The sequence below is a fragment of the Vescimonas fastidiosa genome (genome assembly GCF_018326305.1).
Taxonomy (GTDB): domain Bacteria; phylum Bacillota; class Clostridia; order Oscillospirales; family Oscillospiraceae; genus Vescimonas; species Vescimonas fastidiosa.
This window is the reverse complement of record NZ_AP023416.1, coordinates 182,814-207,109: the sequence shown is the minus strand read 5'-3', so window position 1 is coordinate 207,109 and position 24,296 is coordinate 182,814. Positions and strand designations below refer to the sequence as shown.

Below are 24,296 nucleotides of genomic sequence, written 5' to 3'. Positions count from 1 at the left end.
ACTATGGCTTTTGAAGTATGTATGCCCCAGTTGGGCCTGACCATGGAGGAGGGCACCGTCTCTCAGTGGATCAAGCATGAGGGCGATGCCGTAAAGACCGGCGATGTGCTGCTGGAGATCACCACCGACAAGCTGACCAATGAGGTCACCAGCGAGCATGACGGCGTTTTGCTGAAGATCGTAGCCCAGGAGGGCGAGGATGTACCCGTGAAGGGCCTGCTGTGCTATGTGGGCCAGAGCGGCGAGGCCGTAGGCGATGCCCCTGCCGCCGCTGCCGCTACACCTGCCGCCCCGGCTGCTCCCGCCGCACCCGTTACCGCTGCCCCTGTGCCCGCTCCCGTGGCCGCAGGCGGCGCCCGCATCCGCATCTCCCCCCTGGCCCGCAAGACGGCGGCCAAGCTGGGCGTGGATGTCAGCGGTATCGTAGGCAGCGGCCCCAGCGGCCGTATCCGCCAGCAGGATGTGCTGGCTGCCGCCAATGCACCCAAGGCCGCGGCCCCTGTGGCTGCCGAGCCCGCCCCCGCCGCCAAACCCGTGAGCAAGACCGGGCTGGAGCTGATGGAGGGCGACACCGTCTCCAAGCTGGCGGGTATGCGCAAGGTGGTGGCCCAGCGTATGCTGCAGTCCCACACGGAGATCCCCCCTGTTACCCAGAACACCAAGGTGGATGTTACGGAGCTGATGAAGTTCCGCAAGATGCTCCTGGCCGAGACGGGCAACAAGTATTCCGTCAACGATCTGATCCTCAAGGCCACGGCCAAGTGCCTGCGTCAGCACCCGGAGGTGCTGGTGAGCCTGGACGGCGACCAGATCATCCAGCGGGCCCATGTAAATCTGGGCATGGCAGTGGCTCTGGACGCGGGACTGATCGTTCCCGTGATCCGCGACGCCGACCGCATGGGCCTGGACGCTCTCTCCGCCGCCGCCAAGGATCTGGCCTCCCGGGCCAAGGGCAACAAGCTGACCCCGGACGAGTACAAGGGCTCCACCTTCTCCGTCTCCAACCTGGGTATGTTCGGCATTGAGACCTTCACCCCCATCGTCAACCAGCCCGATGCCGCCATTCTGGGCGTGTGCGCCGTGGAGGACGAGCTGGTGATGGACGACGAGGGCAACATCTCCAAGCACCAGGTCATGCGCCTGTCCTTTACCTATGACCACCGCCTCATCGACGGCGCCGTGGCCGCCAAGTTCGTGATGGCTCTCCGGGATCTGCTGGAGAAGCCCATGAGCATCATCCTGTAAGCGGGGAGGATTAGAAAAATGGCTTATGAACTGAAAATGCCCCAGCTGGGTCTGACCATGGAGGAGGGCACTCTTTCCAAGTGGCTCAAGCACGAGGGCGATACCGTAAAGGTCGGCGAGGTGGTGGCAGAGATCACCACCGACAAGCTGACCAACGAGCTGACCAGCGAGCAGGACGGCGTTGTGCTGAAGCTGGTGGCCCAGGAGGGCGACGACATTCCCGTTAAGGGTACCCTGGCCTGGATCGGTCAGGCCGGCGAGGCTGTGCCCGGTGCAGTGCCTGCCGCTGTGGCGGCGGCTGTGCCCCAGGCTCCGGCGGCGCCTGCCGCTGCTCCTGCCGGCGGCAAAAAGTCCGTCATCGTCATCGGCGGCGGCCCCGGCGGCTATGTGGCTGCCATCCGTGCCGCGCAGCTGGGTGCGGAGGTCACAGTCGTGGAGAAGCAGTACCTGGGCGGCACCTGCCTGAATGTGGGCTGCATTCCCACCAAGTGCCTGCTGCATTCCGCCGAGCTGGTGGAGCAGATCAAGACCCAGGGCAAGGACATCGGCGTGGAGGTGGAGGGCGTAAAGGTCAACTTCCCCCAGGTCATCGCCCATAAGAACGCCATCAGCAAGCAGCTCACCAGCGGTGTGGCCGGCCTGCTGAAGATGAACAAGGTCAAGAAGGTGGACGGCACCGCCAAGTTCACCGGCGAGAAGCAGCTGGAGGTCACCAAGGCCGACGGCAGCAAGGAGACCATGACCGCCGATGCCATTATCGTGGCCACCGGCTCCGTCAATGCCCAGCCCCCCATTCCCGGCCTGAAGGAAAATCCCAACTGCATCGACTCCACCGGCGCTCTGTCCCTGGAGAAGCTGCCCCAGACCATGGTGGTCATCGGCGGCGGCGTCATCGGTCTGGAGCTGGCCTGTGCCTATGCCGCCTTCGGCACCAAGATCACCGTGGTGGAGGCTATGGACCATATGCTGCCCATGCTGGACGGCGACCTGACCAAGATCGGCGTGGCCCACATGAAGAAGATGGGTATGGACTTCCATCTGGAGTGCCCTGTGCAGTCCGTGGAGAGCAGCCCTGTGGGTGCCAAGGTGGTCTGCAAGGATAAGAGCGGCAAGACCGTCAGCTTTGAGGCGGAGAAGGTGCTGGTGGCCATCGGCCGCAAGGCCAATACCGCCGGGCTGGACCTGGCCGCCGGAAAGATCGACAACGACAAGGGCCGCATCCTGGTCAATGACAAGATGGAGACCAATGTACCCGGTGTGTACGCCATCGGCGACTGCGTGTTCGGCCATGCACAGCTGGCCCACACCGCCTCCGCCATGGGCGAGGTAGCCTCGGAGAATATCTGCGGCCTGGAGGCCCAATACTGCGAAAAGACCAACCCCACCTGCGTGTACATGGAGCCGGAGGCGGCCTCCGTGGGTCTGACCGAGGAGCAGTGCAAGGCCCAGGGTATTGCCTATAAGGTGGGCAAGTTCCCCATGAGCGCCAACGGCAAGGCCCTGATCCTCAACGGCGGCGAGGGCCTGGTGAAGATCATCGCCGGGGCCGAGTACGGCGAGATTTTGGGTATGCATATCATCGGGCCCCGGGCCACCGACCTCATCGCTGAGGGCGCTTTGGCCATTGAGGGCGAGATGACCCTGGATGAGATCGTCGACACCATCCACTCCCACCCCACCGTCACGGAGACCATGCGCGAGGCGGCTCTGAACGCCGAAAAGCGCGCCATTCACACCAAAAACTGAGTTCGCATTACTCTATCCCTCCGTGAGCTCTCCTCTCTCACTCTCGGAGGGATTTTTTCACCGACAGGAGGACACCGTATGCAGCACGCCGTACACTATTTGGAAACGGGCTCCCGGGACCCGTATTATAATCTTGCCTTTGAGGAATATGTGCTGACCCACCGCACCCGGGGCGACTATCTTCTGCTCTGGCAGAACGACAACACCATCGTGGTGGGGCAGAACCAGAATACCGAGGCGGAGATCAACCGCCCCTTCGTGGAGGCCCATCACATCCATGTGGTGCGCCGCAGCACCGGCGGCGGCGCGGTCTACCATGACCTGGGGAATCTGAATTATTCCTTCATCACCGACGCCGGAGACAGGGCTGCCTTAAGCATGGCCCGGTTTACGCAGCCGGTGGTGGAGGCGCTGCAGGGCCTGGGCCTGCAGGCGGAGGCCTCCGGTCGCAACGATATTTTGGTGGAGGGGCGCAAGGTCTCCGGCACGGCCCAGCGGCTGTGGGGAGACCGTATCCTCCACCACGGCACCCTGCTCTTTGACGCCAATGCCGACATGGTGGCCGGGGCCCTGCAGGTGGACCCGGAGAAGTTTCGCTCCAAGAGCACCAAGTCCGTCCGCAGCCGTATCGGCAATATCCGCAGCTTTTTGAAGCAGGATATGGATATGCCCGCCTTCTGGGCCTATCTGAAGGAAACTCTGGCCGGCAGCGGCATGGTGTTTGACGCTCTGACAGCCCAGGAGCTGGCCCAGGTGGATGCGCTGAAGGCGGAGAAATACGACACCTGGGAGTGGAACTATGGCCGCTCTCCCCGGTTCGATATGACCGCCAAGCGCTACTGGGACGGCGGCTGCCTGGAGGTGGGCGTGTCCGTGTCCCGGGGCCTTATTACGGATGTGATCTTCCACGGGGATTTCCTGTCTGTCAGCAGCCTGGAGCCGCTGACAAAGGCTCTGCTGGGTACGCCCTTCCGCCGGGAGGAGGTCTGCCGGGTGCTGGAGCGCTATCCGGTGGCGGACCTCTTTGGCGGCATTACCCGGGAGCAGGTCCTGGACACCCTGTTCAGCGACTGAGGCCGCCTGCAGGCGCAAATACCCTCTCTTCATGCGGAGGAAAAGGAACATTGTTATTTCCCATAATATGGAATATAATATAGATGGAGGAATAGTATCTGCCGGAGAGGAAGCACACAGGCGACGATTTCGTGATCCGCTTTCATTTGCTCTCCCCTTTTCCCCTATAGCGGCGCCCCCGGCGGCTTCGGCCTCCGGGGGCACCGCGCTTTTTATGGGATCGGCACGGAAAATTTCCTTTTTCTACATAGAATCTTCACAGATGCTATGGTATAATAGGTGTAATTAGGTGCATTTCGGTGCAATTTCGGAGAAGGGTGGGTTCCATTTGGAGCTGAATAAGAAGAATTTTAAGTGCATTTTACTGCTGGTGCTCTGCGCCATCCTGCTGTACTGGGGGCTGAATAATCTCTCTGCCCTGAGCGCAGTGGTGGACAGCTTTTTCTCTTTGCTGGCGCCGCTGCTGCTGGGCATCTGCGTCGCCTATGTGGTAAACCTGCTGCTGAAGGTGGTGGAGCGGCTGTGGGACAAGGCCTTGGCCAAGGCGCCGGAGATATGGCGGGGAAAGCTGAAGCGCCCCATCTGCCTGACGCTGACCATGCTGCTGTTTTTGGGCATCATCTTCGCCATTATCTTCATTCTCATCCCTCGTCTGGAGGAGGCCGGGGCCACGCTGGTGGCCAATGTGCCCGTCTATGTGGATCAGCTTCAGAGCTGGTGGAACGGGGTCATAGCCTTTGCAGCGGAGCGAGGCGTCACATTGCCGGAGCTGTCTATGAACGCCGACAACGCCACCAAGGTGCTGAAGGACTTCCTCACCAACAACGGCGACAATGTGGTGAATACCACCCTGGGCATCACCACCTCCATCCTGGGGGCGCTGGTGAATTTCCTGCTGGCGCTGGTATTCTCCGTGTACCTGCTGGCCCAGAAGGAAAAGCTGCTGGCCCAGAGTAAGCGCCTGCTGCTGGCGGCCATTCCCAAAAAGGCCGGAAAGCGCACCATGCATATTTTGAAGATCACCAACAACGCCTTTTCCAGCTTTGTCACGGGGCAGGTGACGGAGGCGTTCATCCTGGGCACCCTGTGCTGCATGGGTATGCTGATACTGCGCCTGCCCTATGCGCTGCCGGTGTCGGTGATCATCTGCTTTACCTCCCTTATCCCCATTTTCGGCGCGTGGATCGGCGCGGCCACCGGGGCGTTCCTTATTGTATTTGTGAGCCCCATCAAGGCCCTGACCTTCCTTATCTTCCTGCTGATCTTGCAGCAGGTGGAGGGAAACCTGATCTATCCCAGAGTGGTGGGCAAGTCCGTGGGCCTGCCGGGGCTGTGGGTCCTGGCGGCGGTGACCATCGGCGGCGGTGCTTTCGGCATTGCGGGGATGCTCCTGGGCGTGCCGATATGCTCGGTGGTTTATGTGCTGGTGCAGGACTTTGTCCGCTCTCAGCCTGCGGAGGATGACGAGAAGCCCGTGCCTCCCGAAACAGAATAACACCATATAATAAAAGGACCGGCCCCGGAAACAGGAGCCGGTCTTTTTTGAAGCAACAAAAGCCTCGCAGAGTTTGCGTCCGCAGACGCGAAAAATTAAAATCATTTTTCACCGCGACATGTGCGTGGGGAAAAATACCTCTCAGGCTGCCAGTGTGGAATTTTTGCGCCTCGCGCAAAAATTATGCGCGCAGCAGACTGCAAACCCTTTGGCAGAAAAAACGAAGTTTTTTCGCCAGTATAAAAGAAGGACCGGCCCCGAAAATGGGGTCGGTCCTTTGGCTTAGGGGCTGATTCAGTCCTTATGCGCCTGGGCGTGGCGGCAGATGGCCGCAAAGGTCTGGGGGCTGATGTCGTGCTCGATCTTGCAGGCGTCGGTTTCCGCCGTATCCCGGTCTACACCCAGGCGGACCAGGAAATCGGTGAGGGTCCGGTGCCGGTCCAGCATCTCCTGGGCAATGGCCAGGCCGCTGGGCTCTAAGGTGATAAGGCCGGTTTTATCCATGGTGATGTAGCCGTTTTCCCGCAGGCGCTTGGTGGCATAGCTGACGCTGGGCTTGGTGACACCCAAATGCTCCGCCACATCGATGGAGCGGATGAAGCCGTGCTTCTTCTGCATCATCAGCATGGTTTCCAAATAGTCCTCCGAGGATTTCTGAATTTCCATATAGGCACACTCCGTCTTTTCATTATGCTTGCGTCCGGCGAAAAAGTTTCGGGCTTTCTGCCAAAGGGTTTGCGGTCCGAAACTTTTCCGATGATCATTATGTTTAGGTTAGCACAGCGCCGGAAAAAATACAAGAGGCATTCAAAATATTTTACTAAAACCTATTGACAAAGTATGCTTTTAGAGGTATTGTAAACATACCTAATAAGTAGGCTTTAGTTTTTCATACCAGGAGGACCAGCGTATGACCATTTATACCGATAACGCCGCCACCACAAGAATGAGCGACACCGCCGTGGCCGCCATGCTCCCCTGCCTGCAGGGCAACTACGGCAACCCCTCCAGCCTGCACACCGTGGGGCAGCGAGCCAACGAGGCGCTCCAGAGCGCCCGGGAGACCGTGGCCCGGTGCCTGGGCTGTGACCCCAAGGAGATCATCTTTACCTCCGGCGGCAGCGAGGCCGACAACCAGGCCATTATCTCCGCTGCCCGGTTTGGCGCCCTGAAGGGCAAGAAGCACATCCTCTCCACCGCCTTTGAGCATCACGCCGTGCTGCACACCCTGAAGAAGCTGGAAAAAGAGGGCTTTGAGGTGGAGCTGCTGCCTGTGGGCACCACCGGCACCATTACCCCGGAGCAGGTGGCTGCGGCCATCCGTCCCGACACCGCCTTGGTGACCATTATGTACGCCAACAACGAGATCGGCTCCATTCTGCCCATCCCGGAGATCGGCGCGGTGTGCAAGGAAAAGGGAGTCCTGTTCCACACGGACGCCGTGCAGGCGGCGGGACACCTGCACATTGATGTCCGGGCGCAGAACATCGACATGCTCTCCCTCTCCGGCCACAAGTTCCACGGGCCCAAGGGCTCCGGCGTGCTGTACGCCCGCAAGGGTATCCCGCTGGTGAACATCATCGAGGGCGGCGCCCAGGAGCGGGGCAAGCGGGCCGGCACGGAAAATCTCCCGGCCATCGTGGGCATGGCGGCGGCCCTGCAGGAGGCCTGCGACCATATTGACGAGAACGCCGCCAAGGTCTCCGCCCTTCGGGACAAGCTCATCGCGGGCCTGTCCAAAATTCCCCATTCCGACCTCAACGGCGATCCGGTACACCGCCTGCCCGGCAATGTAAACTTCTGCTTTGAGGGCATTGAGGGAGAGAGTTTGCTGCTTCTGCTGGATGCCAAGGGCATTTGCGCCAGCTCCGGCAGCGCCTGCACCTCCGGGTCCCTGGACCCCAGCCATGTGCTGCTGGCCATCGGCCGGCCCCACGAGGTGGCCCACGGGTCTCTGCGGCTGAGCCTGTGCGAGTGGAACACGGAGGAGGAAGTGGACATCATTTTGCGGGAGGTCCCCAGGGTTGTGGAGTACCTGCGCAATATGAGCCCCATGTGGAAAGACCTGGTCAGCGGCAAGAAGCCGTTCATGCTGTAATAAGGAGGCAATTATCATGGCACTGTATACCGACACTGTAATGGACCATTTCATGCATCCCCGGAATGTGGGCGAGATCAAAGACCCCAGCGGCGTGGGCGAAGTGGGCAACGCCAAGTGCGGCGACATTATGAAAATGTATCTGGACATTGAAAACAATGTGATCAAGGATGTGAAGTTTGAGACCTTTGGCTGCGGCAGCGCCATTGCCTCCTCCTCCATGGCAACGGAGATGATCAAGGGCAAGACCGTGGAGGAGGCCCTGGCCATTACCAACAAGGATGTGGTGGATGCTCTGGGCGGCCTGCCCGCCCACAAGCTGCACTGCAGCGTGCTGGCCGAGGAGGCCATCAAGTCCGCCGTGAAGGATTACTACGACCGCAGCGGCATCCCCTATGACCACAGCCAATTTCCCGACTGCGAGAGCTGCGAGGGCTGCCGGATGGTGTGAGACCCCTTGTGAGAGGGATAAAATTGTGGTATTATGACCCTGTGAAGAGGGAGGCGTGTAAGGAATGAAAATTTCCACCCGGGGTCGGTACGCCCTGCGAATGATGCTGGACCTGGCGGAAAACCAGGGAAGCGGCGTAGTGGCCCTGAAGGACATTGCCGCCCGGCAGGACATTTCCAAAAAGTACCTGGAGCAGATCATCCCGGTGCTGAATCGGGCGGGCCTGCTGCAGACCTCCCGGGGCTTTCAGGGGGGCTATCGCCTGGCTAAGGACCCGGCGGACTACACGGTGGGGGAAATTCTCCGGGCCGCCGAAGGGGGACTGTCGCCGGTGGCCTGCCTGGAGCACTCCCCCAACGCCTGTCCCCGCTGCCATGAATGCGACACCCTGCCCATTTGGGCGGGTTTGGAGCAGGTGGTGAACGAGTATTTGGACAGCATCAGCCTGCAAAGCGTTTTGGACGGACGAAAGAAGATAAAAGGATAAAAAATTCCCGCGCCGGATTTCCGGCGTGGGAATTTTTTCGGATGGGGTAATCGCAGGGCGGGGCGTTACAAGAGGTGCGGTACGGCGGGAGAATCCCCCAGTCACGGCTTTGCCGTGCCAGCCCCCTTTAGGCAAGGGGGCCATAGACGGGGGATGCGGATTGCCACGGGCGCGTTGCGCCCTCGCAATGACAGGGGGGCAAGGGGGGCGTAGGGGAGGGGCTCTGCCCCTCCCGCGGGCGGGGTAGAACCCCGCCCCTACGAAAGCGATTGTAGGGGCGGACGACCCTGTCCGCCCGGGCCCGGTAACGCAACACTTTGTAGGGCAGGGCCCGTGTGCCCTGCCGTGGGTGCGGGAAATGAATCCCCCAGTCACGGATTTGCCGTGCCAGCCCCCTTTAAGCAAGTGGGCCGAGGGGACGGGGGAGCGGATTGCCACAGCCAGTGTGCGCACTGGCTTCGCAATGACAGAGAGTTTTACAGGGCTGCGGTACGGGTGCGAATAACAAACCGGGCGGGGGTTTATCCCGGCCCGGTGCTTGCCCTTTATCTTTCCGCTTATCCATGTCGCCTTTTCTCTTGGGTTAGCGTTGACTTTGCAATTTCTTCAGCATTTTTGTGAATTCCTCCGGCAAGGGGCAGGTGAGGGTGATTTTCTCCCCGGTGGAGGGGTGGAGAAACTGCAGGCCGGTGGCGTGGAGGCACTGGCCCGTCAGACCCGGCACGGGCTTTTTGGCCCCGTACACCGTGTCCCCCAGGATGGGATGGCCGATATAGGCCAGGTGTACGCGGATCTGGTGGGTGCGGCCTGTTTCCAGCCGGCAGCGCAGGTGGGTGACGCCCTGATAGCGGGCGATGACCTCCCAGTGGGTCACGGCCCGGCGTCCGTCCGGCACCACGGCCATTTTTTTCCGGTCGGTGCGGTGGCGGCCGATGGGGGCATCCACGGTGCCGCTGTCCTCTTTGAAATTGCCTACGGCCAGACACTCGTAGGTCCGGGCCAGGGTATGGTCGGCCAGCTGGGCGGCCAGGCAGGTGTGGGCGGCGTCGTTTTTAGCGGCGATGATGAGGCCGCTGGTGTCCCGGTCGATACGGTGGACGATGCCGGGGCGCAGTTGGCCGCCGATGCCCGAAAGGCTCCCGGCGCAGTGGTGCAGCAGGGCGTTGACCAGGGTGCCGTCCGGGTGCCCTGGCGCCGGGTGGACCACCATGCCCACGGGCTTATTCACCACGATTACATCCGCATCCTCGTAGACCACCTCCAAGGGGATGTCCTGGGGCCGGGCCTCCGGCTCCTCCGCTTGGGGAAGGGTCACGGAGACCGTTTCACCGCCGGTGAGGCGCGCACTTTTCCCGGCGGGCTTACCGTCTACGGTGACAAGGCCGCCCTCAATAAGCCGGGCCGCCGCCGAGCGGGTCAGGTCCGGGAGCCGGGCGGCCAGGAAAGCGTCCAGCCGGGCCCCGGCGGATTCAGTTGTGGCCGTCAGGGTCCTTGTGTCCATGGGTGCGCTCCTTCTTGTCATATTTATCGTAGAACCACAGGTAGTACACCGCGCCCAGCACGGCGCCCACCACCACGAAGCAATCCGCCAGGTTGAAAATGGGGTAGTCAAACAGGGGCGAAATGTCCAGCATATCCACCACATAGCCCCGGAGGACCCGGTCGATCATATTGCCCAGGCCGCCGCCCAAAAGGAACAGACCCGCCGTGACGCCCAGGGGATGGCGCACGATCTTCTTAATAAGCAGCCAGGCTACGGCCACCATCAGCGCACCGGTGACCACCAGCAGCACCACCACCTTGCCCGAGAGACTGGACCAGGCCGCGCCGTAGTTGTGCAGCCGGGTCAGCTGAAGAAAGCCCGGGATCAGCTCTGCGCTCTCCCCCAGGGCCAGATGGGTCACCGTCCAGTATTTCAGAGCCTGATCCAGTCCGATGAGGACCGCCAGCAGCCCAATGCTCCACACCATATGCAATACTCCTTTATGTCAGCGTGTCGAAAAAGTCTTTTCGCCCCGCTGCCTAAGATTTCAATGGTGAGGGACACCCCTCTTGGGTTTCCCTCACACGCCCTTCCTTACCGTTATCGTAATGGCACCACTTTATCGGCAGTCCGGTTTCGCTGTTTGCTGCTCTTATCATACACGCATCTCCGGAAATTTGCAACGGCGTTCCTTGCGCTTGCGGGGATATTTTGCTATACTATTTTTAATATGTTATTTTGGAGGGTGGAAAATTATGGAAAAGATCGCGTTGGTCACCGGGGCGTCCCGGGGTATCGGACGGGCTGTGGCGACAGAGCTGGCACACCGGGGCTGGGCCGTGGCCATCGGCTACCGGGTGCGCCGGGACAAGGCGGAGGAGCTGGCGGCGGCGCTGACGGCGGAGGGCTGCCGGGCCATGATCTGCCGGGCGGATGTGTCCCGCCGGGAGGAGGTGGAGGAGATGGTCCGCACGGTGGCGGACACCTTCGGGCCCGTCTCCCTGCTGGTAAATAACGCGGGCATCGCGGGCCAGTGCCTGTTTCAGGACCTGACGGATGAGCGCTGGCACGAGTTTTTCTCCGTGAATGTGGACGGAGCCTTCTACACCAGCCGGGCGGTGCTGCCCGCCATGCTCCACGAGCATGAGGGCTGCATTGTGAATATATCCTCCATCTGGGGTCAGCGGGGCGCCAGCTGCGAGGTGGCCTACTCCGCCACCAAGGCGGCCCTCATCGGCCTGACCCGGTCCCTGGCGGCGGAGCTGGCACCCAGCCACATCCGGGTGAACTGCGTGGCTCCGGGGGTCATCCGCACGGATATGCTGAATGAGCTGCCCCCGGAGCTGCTCCCGGAGCTGGCACAGCAGACGCCTATGGGCCGCCTGGGAAGGCCCGAGGATATTGCCGCGGCGGTGGCGTTTTTGGCCGATCCGGCGGCGGATTTCATCACCGGGCAGGTGCTTACCTGCGATGGAGGTTTTATCCTTTAAAAACTGTCAAAAAATTTTCGGAGATGTTGCCGTAAGGGGGGCAACATCTCCGTTTTTCGCTTTTTATATAGGGAGAGGAAGGTTGTGGAGCATCACCCGGCCAAAGCAGGTGAGGCTGCGGCCGCTGCCGGCGGTGAACACCTGGTCGGCATCGCTGCGGCTGCGGTTCAGGGAAAAGAGATACACGGTGCCCAGGCTGTCCCGGTAGTACTGCTTGCAGAGCATATCGCCGTCTACGCAGAAAATGCCCACATCGCCGGAGCGCAGGGGATCGTGGTTTACATACACCACGGACTCGTCCCGGATGTAGGGCTCCATGCTGTCGCCCTGGATGCGCACCGCCAGCTCCGCCCCCACGGGAACCTCCCCGTCCACGGTCAGCAGTTGGTAGTCCTCGCCGAACACCGGGGCCGCATAGCCAGCCGCCGCCGGGGAACGGTACAGGGGGATGGTCCGCTGCTCCGAGGCAGGCCGATCCTGCTCCGCCTCCGCCTGCAAAACCCCCAGGGCATCCAGCATGGTACACAGGGTCTGCCGGGCGGTGAGGCCCAGCTCCCGGTATTTCCGGAGGAGGGACGCCTCCTCGCTGCTGACGCCCTCTCCCCGGCGTCCGGCGGCGTAAAAGTCCCGGTACAGGTAGTTGGGCTCCACCTGCAGCACATCGAATAGCCGCAGCAGCACGCTCTCCCGGGGGGCACTGACGCCGGTTTCATAGTTGCCCACTGCCGAGCCGGTGATGCCCAGCTTCTGGGCCAGCTCCTCCCGGCTGTAGCCCAGCTCCTTGCGCCGCCTGCGCAGCTGCTCTCCGAATCCCATACGCGTTCCTCCCGTTCTGACATGATTCGACATCTTCAGACACAGTGTACCCTATTTTCTTGTGCTTGTCAACCAATAATTACAAGAAACTTGTAAATTAAGTATTGACACAACAAGAAACTTGTGATACCGTAAGAAGCAAGACAAGAACCTTGTGACTAATAGAGAATACTGTGAGAAAAGTTGTTCCCGGGAGCGGGTGCAAGGGGACGGAGAACGGATTGCCACACCAGTGACATCGGTCACTGGTTCGCAATGACAGGGGGGTTACAAGGGGTGCGTGTGCGGCGGCACACATGGGTGCCGCCCTACGAAGTGCTTACCGATAGGATTTTGTAGGGGGCGATGCCCACATCGCCCCGCGTCCGTTACAAGGGGCGCGGAAGAGCGGGCGGGGTAGAACCCCGCCCCTACGGAGGGGCACAAGGAATGCGGTAGGGCGAGGGGTTTGCGTGGAGGAGAATAGCGAAAAGCGCAAAAATAAAAAGCCGATCGCTTTTGCAATCGGCTTTTTGGTGGGGGATGGTGGATTCGAACCACCGAAGGCATCGCCAGCAGATTTACAGTCTGTCCCCTTTGGCCACTCGGGAAATCCCCCATATTATCTATGAAATTGGAGCTGGTGGACGGATTCGAACCCCCGACCTGCTGATTACAAATCAGCTGCTCTACCAGCTGAGCTACACCAGCACAACAACCAGCGAACATTATGCTACCACAAACCGCGAGCTTTGTCAACAAAAAAGTGCATTTGGCCCGCAAAATTTTTACATATGGAAAAGGAGAACGGAGACTATGACACTACAGCAGCTATCGTACCAGTATCAGGAGCAGGCCCGGGTTCTGCACCAGCGGATCGTGGATCTGCGCCGGGCCCAGGCCCAATGCGAGAGTCGGGAGAACGAGGAGCATCTGCGCCAGCGCATCCGGGACCTGGAGCCGCTGCACCGGGAGTCCCGCCAGCTGGCGGAGCTCACCGCCCGCTATTACGACAGGGGGTATCACAAAAATGCGTACTACACCCTCTGAGGCCTTCGACCCCATCGACATCGCCAGCCTGTGCCTGTGGCGGCAGGAGGAGTCCGGCGACAATCGGGAGCGCATCCGCCGTCTGCTCAGCAACCTTCCTCTGGCGGTGCAGCAGGAGCTGACGCCTAGGCAGCGGGAAATTCTGCGGCTGCGCTTCACCGGCGGCATGAGCGTCACCGCCATCGCCGAAAAGCTGGGGCTGAACAAGTCCACCGTGTCCCGGTCCTTAGCCCGGAGCATAGAGCGGCTTTATAAGTCCCTGCGCTACAGTCTATAACCCTTACGGCGCAGGGGCTCCTCCCCTGCCAGCTCCGCAGCACATCTGCGGGAAAAACCCGGATGGTTTTTCCCGCAGTCGGATTTTTTTCTATTGACATTTGGCCGGGAAATGGGAATAATGAGAAAAAGGACAGATAGAAGGAGGAGCATATCATGTTCAGCAAAGCGCTGCATAACCGCTGGGCGCGCCTGGGGATAGGAATTCTGGGTGTGCTGCTGATGGCTATATCCATAAACCTGTTTGTGGTGCCGCACAATCTATACACCGGCGGTCTGCTGGGCTTCTGCCAGCTGTTTCGCTCCATTTTGACCCAAAGGCTGGGCGTGGACCCGGGCTTCGACATCTCCGGCGTTCTGTACCTGCTGCTGAATATACCGCTGCTCATACTGGCGTGGAAAACCATGGGCCGGGGCTTTGTGGTGCGGACGATGACCTGCACGGTGTGCTGCTCCCTGTTTCTGACTATGATACCGGTGCCGGCCCACCCCATCGTGGAGGACACCCTCACCAGCTGCCTCCTGGGGGGCATGGTCAACGGCTTTGCCGGGGGCATCGTGCTGACCTGCGGGTGCAGCAGCGGCGGATTTGACATCCTGGGCCTGTACATGAGCAAGAAGGGTAAGGGCTTCACCGTGGGCAAGTTCAGCATCTCCTGCAACGCCGTGCTTTACGCCCTCTGCCTGGTGCTCTTTGATGCCGCCACCGCCATCTATTCCACCATTTACACGGTCTTTAACAGCCTGTTTCTGGACCGGACCCACCAGCAGAGCATCACCGTCCAGGTGCTGATCTTCACCAGGGAGAAGCACACGGAGCTGCCCAAGTTTATCATGGAGCGGCTGGAGCGGGGCGTGACCTACTGGCAGGGCTACGGCGCCTACACGGATCAGCCCCTGCAGGTGCTGTGCGTGTGCCTGAGCAAGTACGAGATCCAGACCCTGCAGCAGGAGGTGCGCAAGGTGGACCCCAATGCCTTCTTCATCGTGCAGGAGGGAGTTCGCGTGGGCGGCAACTTCGAGAAGCACCTGAGCTGATGGGCGAAAGCCCTTGCATTTTGGGGGCATTTCCGATACAATACAGACAGAGACACTGACTGCACAGGAGGTGCCGCTGTGGCACTGTACACGAAAAAGCTCATTATGACCGCCTTTGCGGAGATGCTGGAGGAGCTGCCCTTTGACAAGATCACCGTGGCCGCTCTGGTCAAGCGCGCCGGGGTCAGCCCCAATACCTTTTACTACCACTATGAGGATATTTACGCCCTGCTGGACGCCTGGTTTCGGCAGGTGGTGGAGTTCTATGCCCCGGCAGACTCTTTTTTGGAGTGGAAAAGCGCCACTAAGGCTGTGCTGCACCGGTGCAAGGACCATCCGAAGGTTATATATCACATTTTCGACGGCCTGTCCCGGGACCGGATGGAGCGATATATCTTCTCCTTGACGGACGATGTGTTTTACCGCCTGGCTCGGCAGGCGGCCCAGGGACGGGAGCTGCCCGAGGAGCGGGTGCGCAGCGTGGCGTCCTTTTGCCGCTATGCTTACATCGGGTTTGTGATGCAGTTTTTCTGGAACCGTATGGAAAACGACATCGATACCAGCGTGGACCGGCTGGCCGACCTGTTTGACAGCTTCCTGGCCAGCGCTGTGCAGGTAGAGGCGTGAGGGCTTCGGTACAACAATGTGAATCAACGGAAAAAGCCGCCTTTGGGCGGCTTTTTTGGAGAGGGCCGATAAGGGGTAGGATCTGCGCTAACGATAAAAATTTAGCCGCCGCAAGAGAACCTGCGGCGGCCTGGTGCGGGCATGGGGACTCGAACCCCAACGCATCACTGCACGAGAACCTAAATCTCGCATGTCTACCAATTCCATCATGCCCGCGTTTTCTCCGAAATTATAGCACATTCTTTTCCCGTACACAAGATTTATTTCGGGAGGGCCGATAAAGTGGTGAGATTGCAATGGCGGTAAGGAAGGGAGTCTCTTGCCGCGGGCCTCATCTGGTATTATCCGTCAGCGCAAAACTGGTCCTGTTTTTATATCCGGAATCATGGTATACTATTCGTAATTAACCGCTAAACGGAGGAATGACAATGAAGCGAGTGGCAAGCATACAGGACATCTCCTGCCTGGGACGATGCTCCCTGACGGTGGCGCTGCCGGTGCTTTCGGTGCTGGGGGTGGAGTGTGCGGTGATCCCCACGGCGGTGCTGAGCACCCACACCATCTTCCCGGATTTCACCTGCCGGGACCTCACCGACGAGCTGCTGCCCATTGCTCGCCACTGGCAGAGCCAGCAGGTGCATCTGGACGCCCTCTGCAGCGGTTACCTGGCCTCACCCCGGCAGACGGAGGCGGTGTGTCAGGTGTTTGACCTGCTTCGCGCCCGGGACACCCTGGTGGTGGTGGACCCGGCTATGGCCGACCACGGCCGGCTCTACAAGCCCTTTGCGCCGGATTTTCCGCAGTACATGAAAAAGGTTTGCGCCCGGGCGGATGTGCTGCTGCCCAATCTCACCGAGGCCTGCCTCCTGACGGACACACCCTACCGGGAGGAGGCGGACGAGGCGTTTATACGGCAGCTGCTGAAAAAGCTCTCGGCCCTGGCACCCCGGGTGGTGCTTACCGGGGTCAGCTTTGATGAAAAGCGTCTGGGCGCCATGTCCTATAACCGGGAGACGGACCGTTATTTTTCCTATTTCAACGAGAAGGTCCCCGCCAGCTTCCACGGCACCGGCGACATTTTCACCGCTACGGTGCTGGGCGGCATGATGCAGGGGCGCAGCTTGGAGCAGGCGGTGGCCCTGGCGGTGGACTTTACCCTGGAGTGCATCCGCTGCACCCGGGCGGACCCGGAGGCAAGCTGGTACGGCGTGGAGTTTGAAAAGGCCCTTCCCTGGCTGGCAAAGCGGGGGGCTGAGGAAATGAAACAGGGATAGCGGGGCGGCGTGCCACGCGCCCTGTATTTACAGCTGTTATATCCGGGAAAACGCATCCCGGAGGGAAAAAGGAGGTTCCTTTATGATTGAGAAAACCAAGCTGCCCCAGGCCGCCTTTGTGGCGGAGAATGCCACCGTCCGGGGCCATGTTACCGCCGGGCCGGGCAGCAGCATCTATTTTGGCGCGGTGATCCGCTCGGAGTCGGAGGAGACGCTTATCGGCCCCGACACCAATATCCAGGACAACTGCGTCCTCCACACCGATGCGGGCTTCCCCATCCGCATCGGCCGGGGCTGCACCATCGGCCACGGGGCCATTCTACACGGCTGCACCATCGGCGATAATACCCTGGTGGGTATGGGCGCCATCGTGCTCAACGGTGCGAAAATCGGCCGGGACTGCATCATCGGCGCCGGGGCCCTGGTGCCCCAGGGGATGGAAATTCCCGACGGCAGTCTGGCATTCGGCTCCCCGGCCAAGGTCCGCCGGGCTCTGACGGAGGAAGAGGTGCGCTCCAACCGCGCCGCTGCCGAATTTTACTGCCGGGAAGCGGCAGAGTATGCAGAGTAAGCGATACCATCGGTTGACAAGGGCAAACACGCCTGCCAGTGCGCCTTTGCGGCGCTTTTTGCCCTTCTCACCTTGGCGGGCGCCAGCCCGCCTGCGGCTCAAAAGCCAAAAATCGCTCGGAAATCCATCGCTGGCAGGTGCGAAGCAGTTTTGCCGCGCAGAAATACGTCCAGACAAGGAAAGACCCGCAGGGAATACTTGTCGTATTTCCAAGGGGCTTGACGCGGTATGGGCGTATTTCTGCCCGTCAAAACCATGTTTGCCCTTGTCAACCGATGGTAGGCCCGTATAGACATAGGAAAAGCTCCCCGCCCTTATCGTGCGGGGAGCTTGCTTTACTTTCTGCGGCGGCCGCCGCGTTTACCGGCTATGTAGCGGTTGAGCTCAGACTGCTTGCTGTCGGACACGGACATAAACTGCTTGAGCTTGTCCTCAAAGGTCTGCTCCGCCGGCTCCGGGGGCGCGGCGGGGGTAGGCGCGGTCCGGCGGGCAGGGGCTTCCCGACGCCCGGGACGCTGGGGACGGGGCATGGCCTGCTTGATGGAGAGGTTGATCTTCCCCTCCGGCGTGATGGCCAGTATCTTCACGGTGACCTCCTGGCCCTCTGTCAGAAAATCATGCACATCACTGACAAAGGTGGGGGCCACCTCCGAAATATGCACCAAGCCGCTTTTTCCCTCCGGCAGGGCGATGAACGCCCCGAACTTTGTGATGGTGGTCACCTTTCCGGTGACGATATTCCCAACCGCCAAATCCATAAATGTGTGTTTTTTCTCCTTTAGCCCAGTCTCTCCACTCAGTGGTTTACATCATAAAAAATGCGCTCGCCGTCCTCGGCCAGGCCCAACTGATCCTTGGCCAGGCCCTTGATAAACTCCTTGTCATCGGCCTTGCTCAGGTCGGACTCCAGGTCGCTGTTTTCTTTTTTCTGCTCCTGCAGCTGCTGGCTCACGGTCTCCCGCTGGGCCTTTGCCTCGCCCAGCTGCCCGTATACACGGATGAGCTGCACAGCCACCACGGCCAGCAGCACCACCAGCACAACCAGGGTAATGGGTGCGCTGCGCTTTTTCTTCCTTGCCTGCTTCAAGCGTCCTTCGCCTCCTTCGCCGCATTTTTCTTCCTGTACAGTTTTATTTTACCGATTTTTTTCAAAAAGGCAATATTTTTTTGCGCTAAAACCAATACTTTTTTACAAAAATGCAAAAAAAGTATCACCGGGCGGCACAGCCAGCGGCCCGTCTGCGCCGCCGCGCCCCACCAAAACTGCCACACGCCCCGAAAAAACGGGGCCAGGAGCTGCCGGGAGAGGAGGGCGCCCAGGGCTGTGCAGGGCAGCACATAGAGCCGCAGCTCCCCCTGACCGATGGACAGGGTGAAGCGCAGCAGCGCCCAGAAAGCCGCCAGCACATACACCCCGTCGGTCAGGTGGGTCACCCAGCGACGGCGCCGGTTCAGGCGCACGGTGCGCAGCAGCTCATACACCAGCACCGCCGCCGCCCCCAGGGCCAGGGCCGCGGCGATGGTTTGGACCTGGAGGCGGATATAAAGCTCCATCCCTTACCCCAGCAGCCTGGAGAAGAAGGACCCCTTCCGCACCGGCGCGTCCTCATAGTTCAGTCCGTCGATGTGTCCCTCCACCAGCAGCTCGCCGCCGTCCAGGGAGAGCTTTCCGATGTGCAGGTCCTCCCCGGTCACCACCAGTACCCCTGCCGCCGTGCGCATGACCACGCTCAGCTCGTCAAACCGCTCCACATCCTCTACGCCCGTCACCGTCAGCCTTTCCCGCCCCGTCAAGTCAATGCGCTGGCTCAGCTCCGCCGCCTGCTTCAGCTCGTATGCCATAAAAAAGGACCTCCCATACACCGTTTTTACCAGTGTATGTGAGGTCTTGGTTTTTATGTCGGTTTGTCCGCCGAAACCTCCCGGTACATGGCGGCGGCATCGGCCTTTCCTACATTGTCCTGGACGCTGAGCACCTCCACCTGCAGCTCCTTGGGGCCGAAGCGGATGCTGATGCGGTCGCCCACCTTTACATCGTAGCTGGCCCGCTGCACACGGCCGTTTACGCTGACCCGCTCATTGTCGCAGGCCTCGTTGGCCACGGTGCGGCGCTTTATAAGCCGGGACACCTTTAGATATTTATCCAGTCGCATGGCTTTCTCCTTGGGAAAAAATCGGTGCCGATGCAGAGCGCACCGGCACCGGGATAGGACAGATAATTACTCAGCCACGGCGTCCTTCAGAGCCTTGCCGGCCTTGAAGGTGGGGTTCTTGCTGGCAGCGATCTTCATGGCCTCGCCGGTGCGGGGGTTGCGGCCCATGTGGGCGGCCTTCTTCTTCACCTCAAAGGAGCCGAAGCCAACAATCTGCACCTTATCGTCCGCCTTCAGAGCGTCGGTGATGGCGGCAATGGTGGCGACTACGGCGGCCTCGCTGTCCTTCTTGGACAGACCGCTCTTCTCTGCAACAGCAGCAATCAGTTCGGTTTTGTTCATAATACATTTCCTCCCATATTTTTATCCTTAGTGATTATGCGATTTATTCCAAACGAATACTCGTTTCAGAATCTCTTTGCCCGGTTCCACAGCTCCGTCATTTCCTCCGGGGTCAGCGTCTCCAGGGGGCGGCCCTGGGCCCCGTCCTCCACGGCCCGGAACCGATGGATGAATTTTTCGCAGGTGGAGGCTATGGCCGTCTCCGGGTCCACCCCGGCAAAGCGGCCCACCTTCACGGCGGCGAACAGCACATCGCCCAGCTCTTCCTCCACGCCCCGGCCCGTTTCCACGGCCTGGCGCAGCTCCCGGACCTCCTCCTCCAGCTTGCAGAGCGCTCCGGAGATGTCCTTAAAGTCGAAGCCGGCGTCGGCTGCCTTCTTCTGCAGCTTTTCCGCCCGCCACAGGCCCGGCAGGCTCCGGGCTACGGCGTCCATGGCATCGCCTGTGGTCTTTTGCCCCTTTTCCGCCCGCTTGAGCTTATCCCAGCTCACCGAAACGGACTGGGGACTGTCCTCCTGTCCACTCCCGAACACATGGGGGTGGCGGTACAGGAGCTTTTTCACCACGCCGTCCACCACATCCTCCATGGTGAAGCGGCCCCGATCCTTCTCGATGTCGGCGTGAAAGACCACCTGCATCAGCACATCGCCCAGCTCCTCCTGCAGCAGCGCCGCATCGTCCAGGTCGATGGCCTCGGCGGCCTCGTAGCTCTCCTCCAGCAGGCCCCGGCGAATGGAGGCGTGGGTCTGCGCCTTGTCCCAGGGACAGCCCTCCGGGGAGCGAAGCAGCCGGATGATCTCCAGCAGATCCGCATAGTCGTAGCGTGGCTTCCTCGTAAAATTTACCATAGTTTCCCCTCTATTGCAATAGGAATTCATATTTTTCATGACTTAAATAGAAATTTTGCCAATTTTTCGCCCTTGGGAAGCTGCAAAATCTCCTCCCGGCGCAGCACCTCCAGGCACAGCACCAGCAGGACATAGACCGCCCCCGCCGCCAAAATGGACAGGAGCGTGGCGGCCCCGGAGCCCATGTGCCGGGAGAGGAGGCCGTAGCCGCCCCGGGCCGCTGCCACCATGGCCGCTGTGGAGAGCAGGAGCTTTCCCGCTGCGCCGCCCAGGCCCAGGCGATGGGGCACCACCCGGACGATGGCCAGCAGATTCAGACCCGCAATGACGGCGTAGCACAGCAGCGTCCCTATGGGCGCGCCGTGGATGGAGATGGCCGGGTCTGTCACCAGCAGGTAGTTGGCGGCAATCTTCACCCCCCCGCCCACAAGCAGGGTGATGACCGGGATCCGCTCCTTGCCGTAGGCCTGCAGGATGCCCGCCGTGGCGATCATCAGGCACACAAACACCGAGGCGATGCCCAAAATGCACAGGTGATAGGCGGCGGCCTCCGCCGTCTGGGGCACCGCCGGGTACAGCAGGTGTAAAATGGGGCCCGCCAGCACCGACATCCCCACCCCCACCGGCAGAGCCACCACCATGGCCAGCTTCAGGGCCGAGGCGGCGTTTTGGGCGGCGGCCTCCCCCCGCCCGGCGGCAGTGGCGGCGCTGATGGAGGGCACCAGGCTGATGGTCAGCGGGTACATAAAGGACGCAGGCAGGGCAAACAGGGTCATGCCGAAGGTGTATTCTCCGTAGAGCGCGGCGGCATTCGCCTCTGAGAGACCCAGAGAGCTTTGCAGGGTGCCCAGCACCAGGGCCTGGTCCAGGAGGGTAATAAGGCTCATGCCCACGGAGCCCAGGGTAACGGGCACGCCGATTTGCAGCACCCGGCGCAGGATCTCCCGGCGGCTCTGGGGTACATCCGTCCCCCGCTGGCCGCTGCGGCTGCGCAGGAGCCAAACGGTCAGCACGGCAAGGCCTGTGGCCGCACCCACCGTCACGCCGGAGATGGCCCCCGCCGCGCACCGGCCCGGCTCGGCCCCTTGCCGCACCAGCAGCCAGGCCACCGTGAGGCCCACCGTCAGCTTGCAGGCGGACTCGATGATCTGGCTCACCGCCGTGGGGAGCATATTGCCCCGGCCCTGGGTATAGCCCCGGATGGCCGAGAGGATACACACGCAAAACACCGCCGGGGCCAGCACCCGGATGGCCGGAGCCGCCTGGGAGTCCCGCAGGGCTCGGGACAGCGGCTCGGCAAACAGGAGCATCACGGCGCTGCACACCACGCCCAGCAGACAGAAAAGCCCCAGGGTTACCCGGAAGATGCGTTTGCGCTGGTTCACCCGGCCCCGGGCCTCCGCCTGAGACACCAGGCGCGACAGGGCCAGGGGCAGGCCCGCCGTGGACACAATGAGCAGCAGGCTATAAATATTGTAGGCCACATAAAAATGGGCCATGCCGTCCTTATCCAGCAGGTTTCCCAGGGGGATCTTATATACCGCCCCCAAAACCTTGGTTACGGCCACGGCCAGGGTCAGAACGGCGGCGCCCTCCATGAAGTTTTGCTTGCGCTGGGGCAAAGCCATCCCTCCTCCCGGCCCTTTCGGTTTATTTTTTCATGCTGCGGTAAAAGTCGGCGAAGTCCTCCAGATTTTTTTGGATCTTCTCCGGTCGGGTGATGTATTCATTGGGGTATTTGGCGTGGAACACCCGCTCAATGCGGCCCGCCGCCGGGTCTACCATCTTGGTGGAGCCTCCGGCCCCCAGAGAGAGGATGCTGTGCAGCTCCTCCATGATATAGATATTATACAGCCCCTCCGCGCCGCTTATGCACCAGCCGATGTTTTCAAAGCTGCCGGACATATACTTCTGCCGGTAGAGGTAGTAGGGGTGGAAATCAGCCCCGCGCAGGGCGGAAACGGAGTAGTCCAGCATCTGCCCCACCGCCTCTGCCGAGGGGATCTTCTGCCCCTCCAGGAGGATGCGGCTGCCCTTTTTCAGGGCCAGGGTGTGGACGGTGATGTTGTCCGCCCCAAAGGAAAGACACTTATCCAGAGTCCGCCGGAAGCCCTCGGGGGTGTCGGCGGGCAGGCCCGCGATAAGGTCCATATTCACATGCTTGAAGCCCATGGAGGTGGCCAGGCCCATGGTCTGCTCAATGTCCGCCGCCGTGTGCCGCCGTCCGATGGCCTGCAAAACACTGTCCTCCAGGGACTGGGGATTCACGCTGATGCGGTCGCAGCCGTGGTCTAAAAGCACCTGGAGCTTCTCCCGGTCAATGGTGTCGGGCCGTCCGGCCTCGATGCAGTATTCCGCGCAGTGGGAGAGGTCAAAGCTGCGGTTCAGGTGGGTCAGCAGCCGGTCCATTTGTCCGGCGGAGAGGGTGGTGGGGGTGCCGCCGCCCATGTAAAAGCTCTTAATGTGCAGGCCCAGGTCCTCCACCATCTGCGCCGCTCGGGTGATTTCCCCCAGCAGCACCTCCAGGTACGGCTCCATAAGGCCGAAGCTCTTTTCCACCGCCTGGGACACAAAGCTGCAATAGGCGCAGCGGGTGGGGCAGAAGGGAATGCCGATATAGAGGGAGATGTCCTCGGGGTGCAGCTCCGCCTTGGCCTTCAGCCCCGCCTGGGCCGCCTCGATGCACAGCTCCCGGCGGGTCTGGGAGACGCAATAGGTGTCCCGAAGGAGGCGGTCCACCTGCCGGGGCGTCATGCCCTGCTCCAGGTAGCCCGCCGCCAGCTTGGCCGGGCGGATACCCGTAAGGGCGCCCCAGGAGGGGGTCACCCCCGTCACCTGCCGGGCGGCCTTGAAGAAGCTCAGCTTCACCGCCCGCTGGCGCAGGCGCTCGGCGGCATAGGCATCCGCCGAGGGGTCCCAGAGTACCCGGGAGATGCCCCGCTTGGTACACCCGGCATAGCATAGGGTGGTTACGACGGTGATGTATTTTTTTCCCTGGGAGAGGGTGACGGTGGCCTGGTTTTTCTCCCGGGCCGCCGGGTCATATACCGGGCGCTCCTGGGGGAAAAAGGCCAGCAGGCTCTGCTCCACGGCGTAACGGGCATCGTGGCCCTTAAACAGCAGCTTCATTTCCGCAGACCCTGCTTTACATAGGGATTGACCCGGCGCTCAAAGTCCAGGTTGGTGGAGCGGTCGTGGCCGGGATAGACCTGATACTGCCCGGGGAGCTGGGCCAGCTTTTTAAGGGAGCGGAGAATGTCCTCATAGCTGCCTCCGGCGAAGTCCGTGCGGCCGCAGCTGCCGTGAAACAGGGTGTCACCGGAGAAAATGACATCGCCCACCACCAGGCACACAGAGCCCCGGGAGTGGCCCGGAGTCTCCAGGACGGTGATGGTCAGGCCGCCCAGAGTCAGGCGGTCGCCCTCCTTGTAATACCGCTGGTTTTTCTCCGGCAGCCGGGGAAACAGCAGACCGAAGCCGCCCACGGGCTTGTCGGTGACATCTCTTTCGTGGATGTAAACGGGCAGCTCCGGCCACTTCTCCAGCAGGCCCTTAACGGCGGTGTAGTGGTCAAAATGTCCGTGGGTCAGCAGGATCATGGTGGGGGTGCAGCCGGTCTGTTCCACGGCGGAAAGAATGCGCTCCGGCTCGTCGCCGGGATCGATAACGGCGCAGAGCTTTGCCGCCTCGTCCTGCAGAATATAGCAGTTGGTGCCGATGGACCCTACGGCCAGGGAATCAATTTTCATGGTA

The 24,296-nt window shown here is 61.1% G+C and carries 28 protein-coding genes and 3 tRNA genes; 14 read left to right on the top strand and 17 right to left on the bottom strand.

Annotation, left to right across the window (positions count from 1 at the left end; translation table 11 throughout):
• Positions 1–3 precede the first annotated feature (3 nt).
• The 4 genes from KI236_RS08140 to KI236_RS08125 all read left to right on the top strand — a co-directional run bounded on the left by KI236_RS08140 (position 4) and on the right by KI236_RS08125 (position 5,560).
• Complete coding sequence (locus KI236_RS08140; protein ID WP_212821007.1) at positions 4–1,245, top strand: dihydrolipoamide acetyltransferase family protein; 1,242 nt, start codon at positions 4–6, stop codon at positions 1,243–1,245.
• Between the two features lie 18 nt (positions 1,246–1,263).
• Entirely contained in the window at positions 1,264–2,991 is a 1,728-nt protein-coding gene (lpdA, locus tag KI236_RS08135; protein WP_212821005.1) for a dihydrolipoyl dehydrogenase, read from the top strand.
• 78 nt (positions 2,992–3,069) lie between these two features.
• Positions 3,070–4,065 (top strand): lipoate--protein ligase, encoded by a 996-nt coding sequence (locus KI236_RS08130; protein ID WP_212821003.1) that lies wholly within the window; start codon positions 3,070–3,072, stop codon positions 4,063–4,065.
• A 328-nt stretch (positions 4,066–4,393) separates the two neighbouring features.
• Complete coding sequence (locus KI236_RS08125) at positions 4,394–5,560, top strand: AI-2E family transporter (RefSeq protein WP_212821000.1); 1,167 nt, start codon at positions 4,394–4,396, stop codon at positions 5,558–5,560.
• A 294-nt stretch (positions 5,561–5,854) separates the two neighbouring features.
• Here KI236_RS08125 and KI236_RS08120 read toward each other — a convergent pair whose 3' ends face one another.
• Positions 5,855–6,226 carry a metal-dependent transcriptional regulator gene (locus KI236_RS08120; RefSeq protein WP_212820998.1) on the bottom strand — a complete coding sequence of 124 codons (372 nt, stop codon included), beginning with the start codon at positions 6,224–6,226 and terminating at the stop codon, positions 5,855–5,857.
• A 244-nt stretch (positions 6,227–6,470) separates the two neighbouring features.
• Between KI236_RS08120 and nifS the strand changes: the two genes are divergently transcribed.
• The 3 genes from nifS (at position 6,471) to KI236_RS08105 (ending at position 8,596) form a co-directional block, all read left to right on the top strand.
• Positions 6,471–7,658 (top strand): cysteine desulfurase NifS, encoded by a 1,188-nt coding sequence (gene nifS, locus KI236_RS08115; RefSeq protein ID WP_212820996.1) that lies wholly within the window; start codon positions 6,471–6,473, stop codon positions 7,656–7,658.
• Between the two features lie 16 nt (positions 7,659–7,674).
• Positions 7,675–8,109, top strand: a complete 435-nt coding sequence (nifU, locus tag KI236_RS08110; RefSeq protein WP_212820994.1) for a Fe-S cluster assembly scaffold protein NifU — start codon at positions 7,675–7,677, stop codon at positions 8,107–8,109.
• Positions 8,110–8,173: 64 nt separating this feature from the next.
• Positions 8,174–8,596 carry an RrF2 family transcriptional regulator gene (locus tag KI236_RS08105; protein ID WP_212820992.1) on the top strand — a complete coding sequence of 141 codons (423 nt, stop codon included), beginning with the start codon at positions 8,174–8,176 and terminating at the stop codon, positions 8,594–8,596.
• A 583-nt stretch (positions 8,597–9,179) separates the two neighbouring features.
• On the opposite strand, the gene KI236_RS08100 is transcribed toward KI236_RS08105, so the two are convergent.
• Both KI236_RS08100 and lspA read right to left on the bottom strand, forming a co-directional pair.
• Positions 9,180–10,097 carry an RluA family pseudouridine synthase gene (locus tag KI236_RS08100; RefSeq protein ID WP_212820990.1) on the bottom strand — a complete coding sequence of 306 codons (918 nt, stop codon included), beginning with the start codon at positions 10,095–10,097 and terminating at the stop codon, positions 9,180–9,182.
• The gene (gene lspA / locus KI236_RS08095; RefSeq protein WP_212820988.1) at positions 10,066–10,566 is read right to left on the bottom strand and encodes a signal peptidase II; all 501 of its coding nucleotides are present in this window, start codon (positions 10,564–10,566) and stop codon (positions 10,066–10,068) included. Before lspA ends, KI236_RS08100 begins: the two co-directional genes overlap by 32 nt.
• 268 nt (positions 10,567–10,834) lie before the next feature.
• Here lspA and ymfI point away from each other — a divergent pair, with 268 nt between their 5' ends.
• Positions 10,835–11,569, top strand: coding sequence for an elongation factor P 5-aminopentanone reductase (gene ymfI / locus KI236_RS08090; protein ID WP_212820986.1), 735 nt, complete (start codon positions 10,835–10,837; stop codon positions 11,567–11,569).
• Positions 11,570–11,632: 63 nt separating this feature from the next.
• On the opposite strand, the gene KI236_RS08085 is transcribed toward ymfI, so the two are convergent.
• From KI236_RS08085 to KI236_RS08075, 3 genes are all read right to left on the bottom strand, one after another.
• The gene (locus tag KI236_RS08085; protein ID WP_212820984.1) at positions 11,633–12,385 is read right to left on the bottom strand and encodes an XRE family transcriptional regulator; all 753 of its coding nucleotides are present in this window, start codon (positions 12,383–12,385) and stop codon (positions 11,633–11,635) included.
• 513 nt (positions 12,386–12,898) lie between these two features.
• Positions 12,899–12,983: transfer RNA gene (locus KI236_RS08080), tRNA-Tyr, on the bottom strand.
• Positions 12,984–12,999: 16 nt separating this feature from the next.
• Positions 13,000–13,075, bottom strand: a tRNA-Thr gene (locus KI236_RS08075).
• 105 nt (positions 13,076–13,180) lie between these two features.
• Between KI236_RS08075 and KI236_RS08070 the strand changes: the two genes are divergently transcribed.
• From KI236_RS08070 to KI236_RS08055, 4 genes are all read left to right on the top strand, one after another.
• A complete protein-coding gene (locus KI236_RS08070; RefSeq protein ID WP_212820982.1) occupies positions 13,181–13,414 on the top strand; it encodes a hypothetical protein in 234 nt (77 codons plus the stop codon).
• Positions 13,395–13,691: a sigma-70 family RNA polymerase sigma factor gene (locus tag KI236_RS08065; protein ID WP_212820979.1), complete on the top strand. Its 297-nt coding sequence runs from the start codon at positions 13,395–13,397 to the stop codon at positions 13,689–13,691. Before KI236_RS08070 ends, KI236_RS08065 begins: the two co-directional genes overlap by 20 nt.
• A 155-nt stretch (positions 13,692–13,846) precedes the next feature.
• Positions 13,847–14,728 (top strand): YitT family protein, encoded by an 882-nt coding sequence (locus KI236_RS08060; RefSeq protein WP_212820977.1) that lies wholly within the window; start codon positions 13,847–13,849, stop codon positions 14,726–14,728.
• Positions 14,729–14,806: 78 nt separating this feature from the next.
• The gene (locus KI236_RS08055; protein WP_212820975.1) at positions 14,807–15,355 is read left to right on the top strand and encodes a TetR/AcrR family transcriptional regulator; all 549 of its coding nucleotides are present in this window, start codon (positions 14,807–14,809) and stop codon (positions 15,353–15,355) included.
• A 131-nt stretch (positions 15,356–15,486) separates the two neighbouring features.
• On the opposite strand, the gene KI236_RS08050 is transcribed toward KI236_RS08055, so the two are convergent.
• Positions 15,487–15,571: transfer RNA gene (locus KI236_RS08050), tRNA-Leu, on the bottom strand.
• A gap of 212 nt (positions 15,572–15,783) precedes the next feature.
• Here KI236_RS08050 and KI236_RS08045 point away from each other — a divergent pair.
• The gene (locus KI236_RS08045; RefSeq protein ID WP_212820973.1) at positions 15,784–16,629 is read left to right on the top strand and encodes a pyridoxamine kinase; all 846 of its coding nucleotides are present in this window, start codon (positions 15,784–15,786) and stop codon (positions 16,627–16,629) included.
• Between the two features lie 82 nt (positions 16,630–16,711).
• Positions 16,712–17,200, top strand: coding sequence for a gamma carbonic anhydrase family protein (locus KI236_RS08040; RefSeq protein WP_212820972.1), 489 nt, complete (start codon positions 16,712–16,714; stop codon positions 17,198–17,200).
• A 335-nt stretch (positions 17,201–17,535) separates the two neighbouring features.
• Here the strand turns inward: KI236_RS08040 and KI236_RS08035 are convergent, their stop codons facing one another.
• From KI236_RS08035 to KI236_RS07990, 10 genes are all read right to left on the bottom strand, one after another.
• Positions 17,536–17,958 carry a S1 RNA-binding domain-containing protein gene (locus KI236_RS08035; RefSeq protein WP_212820970.1) on the bottom strand — a complete coding sequence of 141 codons (423 nt, stop codon included), beginning with the start codon at positions 17,956–17,958 and terminating at the stop codon, positions 17,536–17,538.
• A 38-nt stretch (positions 17,959–17,996) separates the two neighbouring features.
• On the bottom strand, positions 17,997–18,287 hold the full coding sequence (locus KI236_RS08030; RefSeq protein WP_212820968.1) for a septum formation initiator family protein: 291 nt from the start codon (positions 18,285–18,287) through the stop codon (positions 17,997–17,999).
• The gene (gene yabQ / locus KI236_RS08025) at positions 18,284–18,754 is read right to left on the bottom strand and encodes a spore cortex biosynthesis protein YabQ (protein ID WP_212820966.1); all 471 of its coding nucleotides are present in this window, start codon (positions 18,752–18,754) and stop codon (positions 18,284–18,286) included. The genes KI236_RS08030 and yabQ overlap by 4 nt, the downstream gene beginning before the upstream one ends.
• Positions 18,755–18,757: 3 nt before the next feature.
• Positions 18,758–19,042 (bottom strand): YabP/YqfC family sporulation protein, encoded by a 285-nt coding sequence (locus KI236_RS08020; RefSeq protein WP_212820964.1) that lies wholly within the window; start codon positions 19,040–19,042, stop codon positions 18,758–18,760.
• A gap of 53 nt (positions 19,043–19,095) precedes the next feature.
• On the bottom strand, positions 19,096–19,353 hold the full coding sequence (locus tag KI236_RS08015) for an RNA-binding S4 domain-containing protein (RefSeq protein ID WP_212820962.1): 258 nt from the start codon (positions 19,351–19,353) through the stop codon (positions 19,096–19,098).
• Positions 19,354–19,419: 66 nt separating this feature from the next.
• Positions 19,420–19,695: an HU family DNA-binding protein gene (locus KI236_RS08010; protein WP_212820960.1), complete on the bottom strand. Its 276-nt coding sequence runs from the start codon at positions 19,693–19,695 to the stop codon at positions 19,420–19,422.
• 65 nt (positions 19,696–19,760) lie between these two features.
• Positions 19,761–20,543 carry a nucleoside triphosphate pyrophosphohydrolase gene (gene mazG / locus KI236_RS08005; protein WP_212820957.1) on the bottom strand — a complete coding sequence of 261 codons (783 nt, stop codon included), beginning with the start codon at positions 20,541–20,543 and terminating at the stop codon, positions 19,761–19,763.
• 35 nt (positions 20,544–20,578) lie between these two features.
• Positions 20,579–22,165, bottom strand: a complete 1,587-nt coding sequence (locus KI236_RS08000) for a putative polysaccharide biosynthesis protein (protein WP_212820955.1) — start codon at positions 22,163–22,165, stop codon at positions 20,579–20,581.
• Positions 22,166–22,193: 28 nt separating this feature from the next.
• On the bottom strand, positions 22,194–23,672 hold the full coding sequence (gene hemZ / locus KI236_RS07995; RefSeq protein WP_212820953.1) for a coproporphyrinogen dehydrogenase HemZ: 1,479 nt from the start codon (positions 23,670–23,672) through the stop codon (positions 22,194–22,196).
• Positions 23,669–24,292 (bottom strand): MBL fold metallo-hydrolase, encoded by a 624-nt coding sequence (locus KI236_RS07990; protein ID WP_212820951.1) that lies wholly within the window; start codon positions 24,290–24,292, stop codon positions 23,669–23,671. The genes hemZ and KI236_RS07990 overlap by 4 nt, the downstream gene beginning before the upstream one ends.
• Positions 24,293–24,296: the final 4 nt, after the last annotated feature.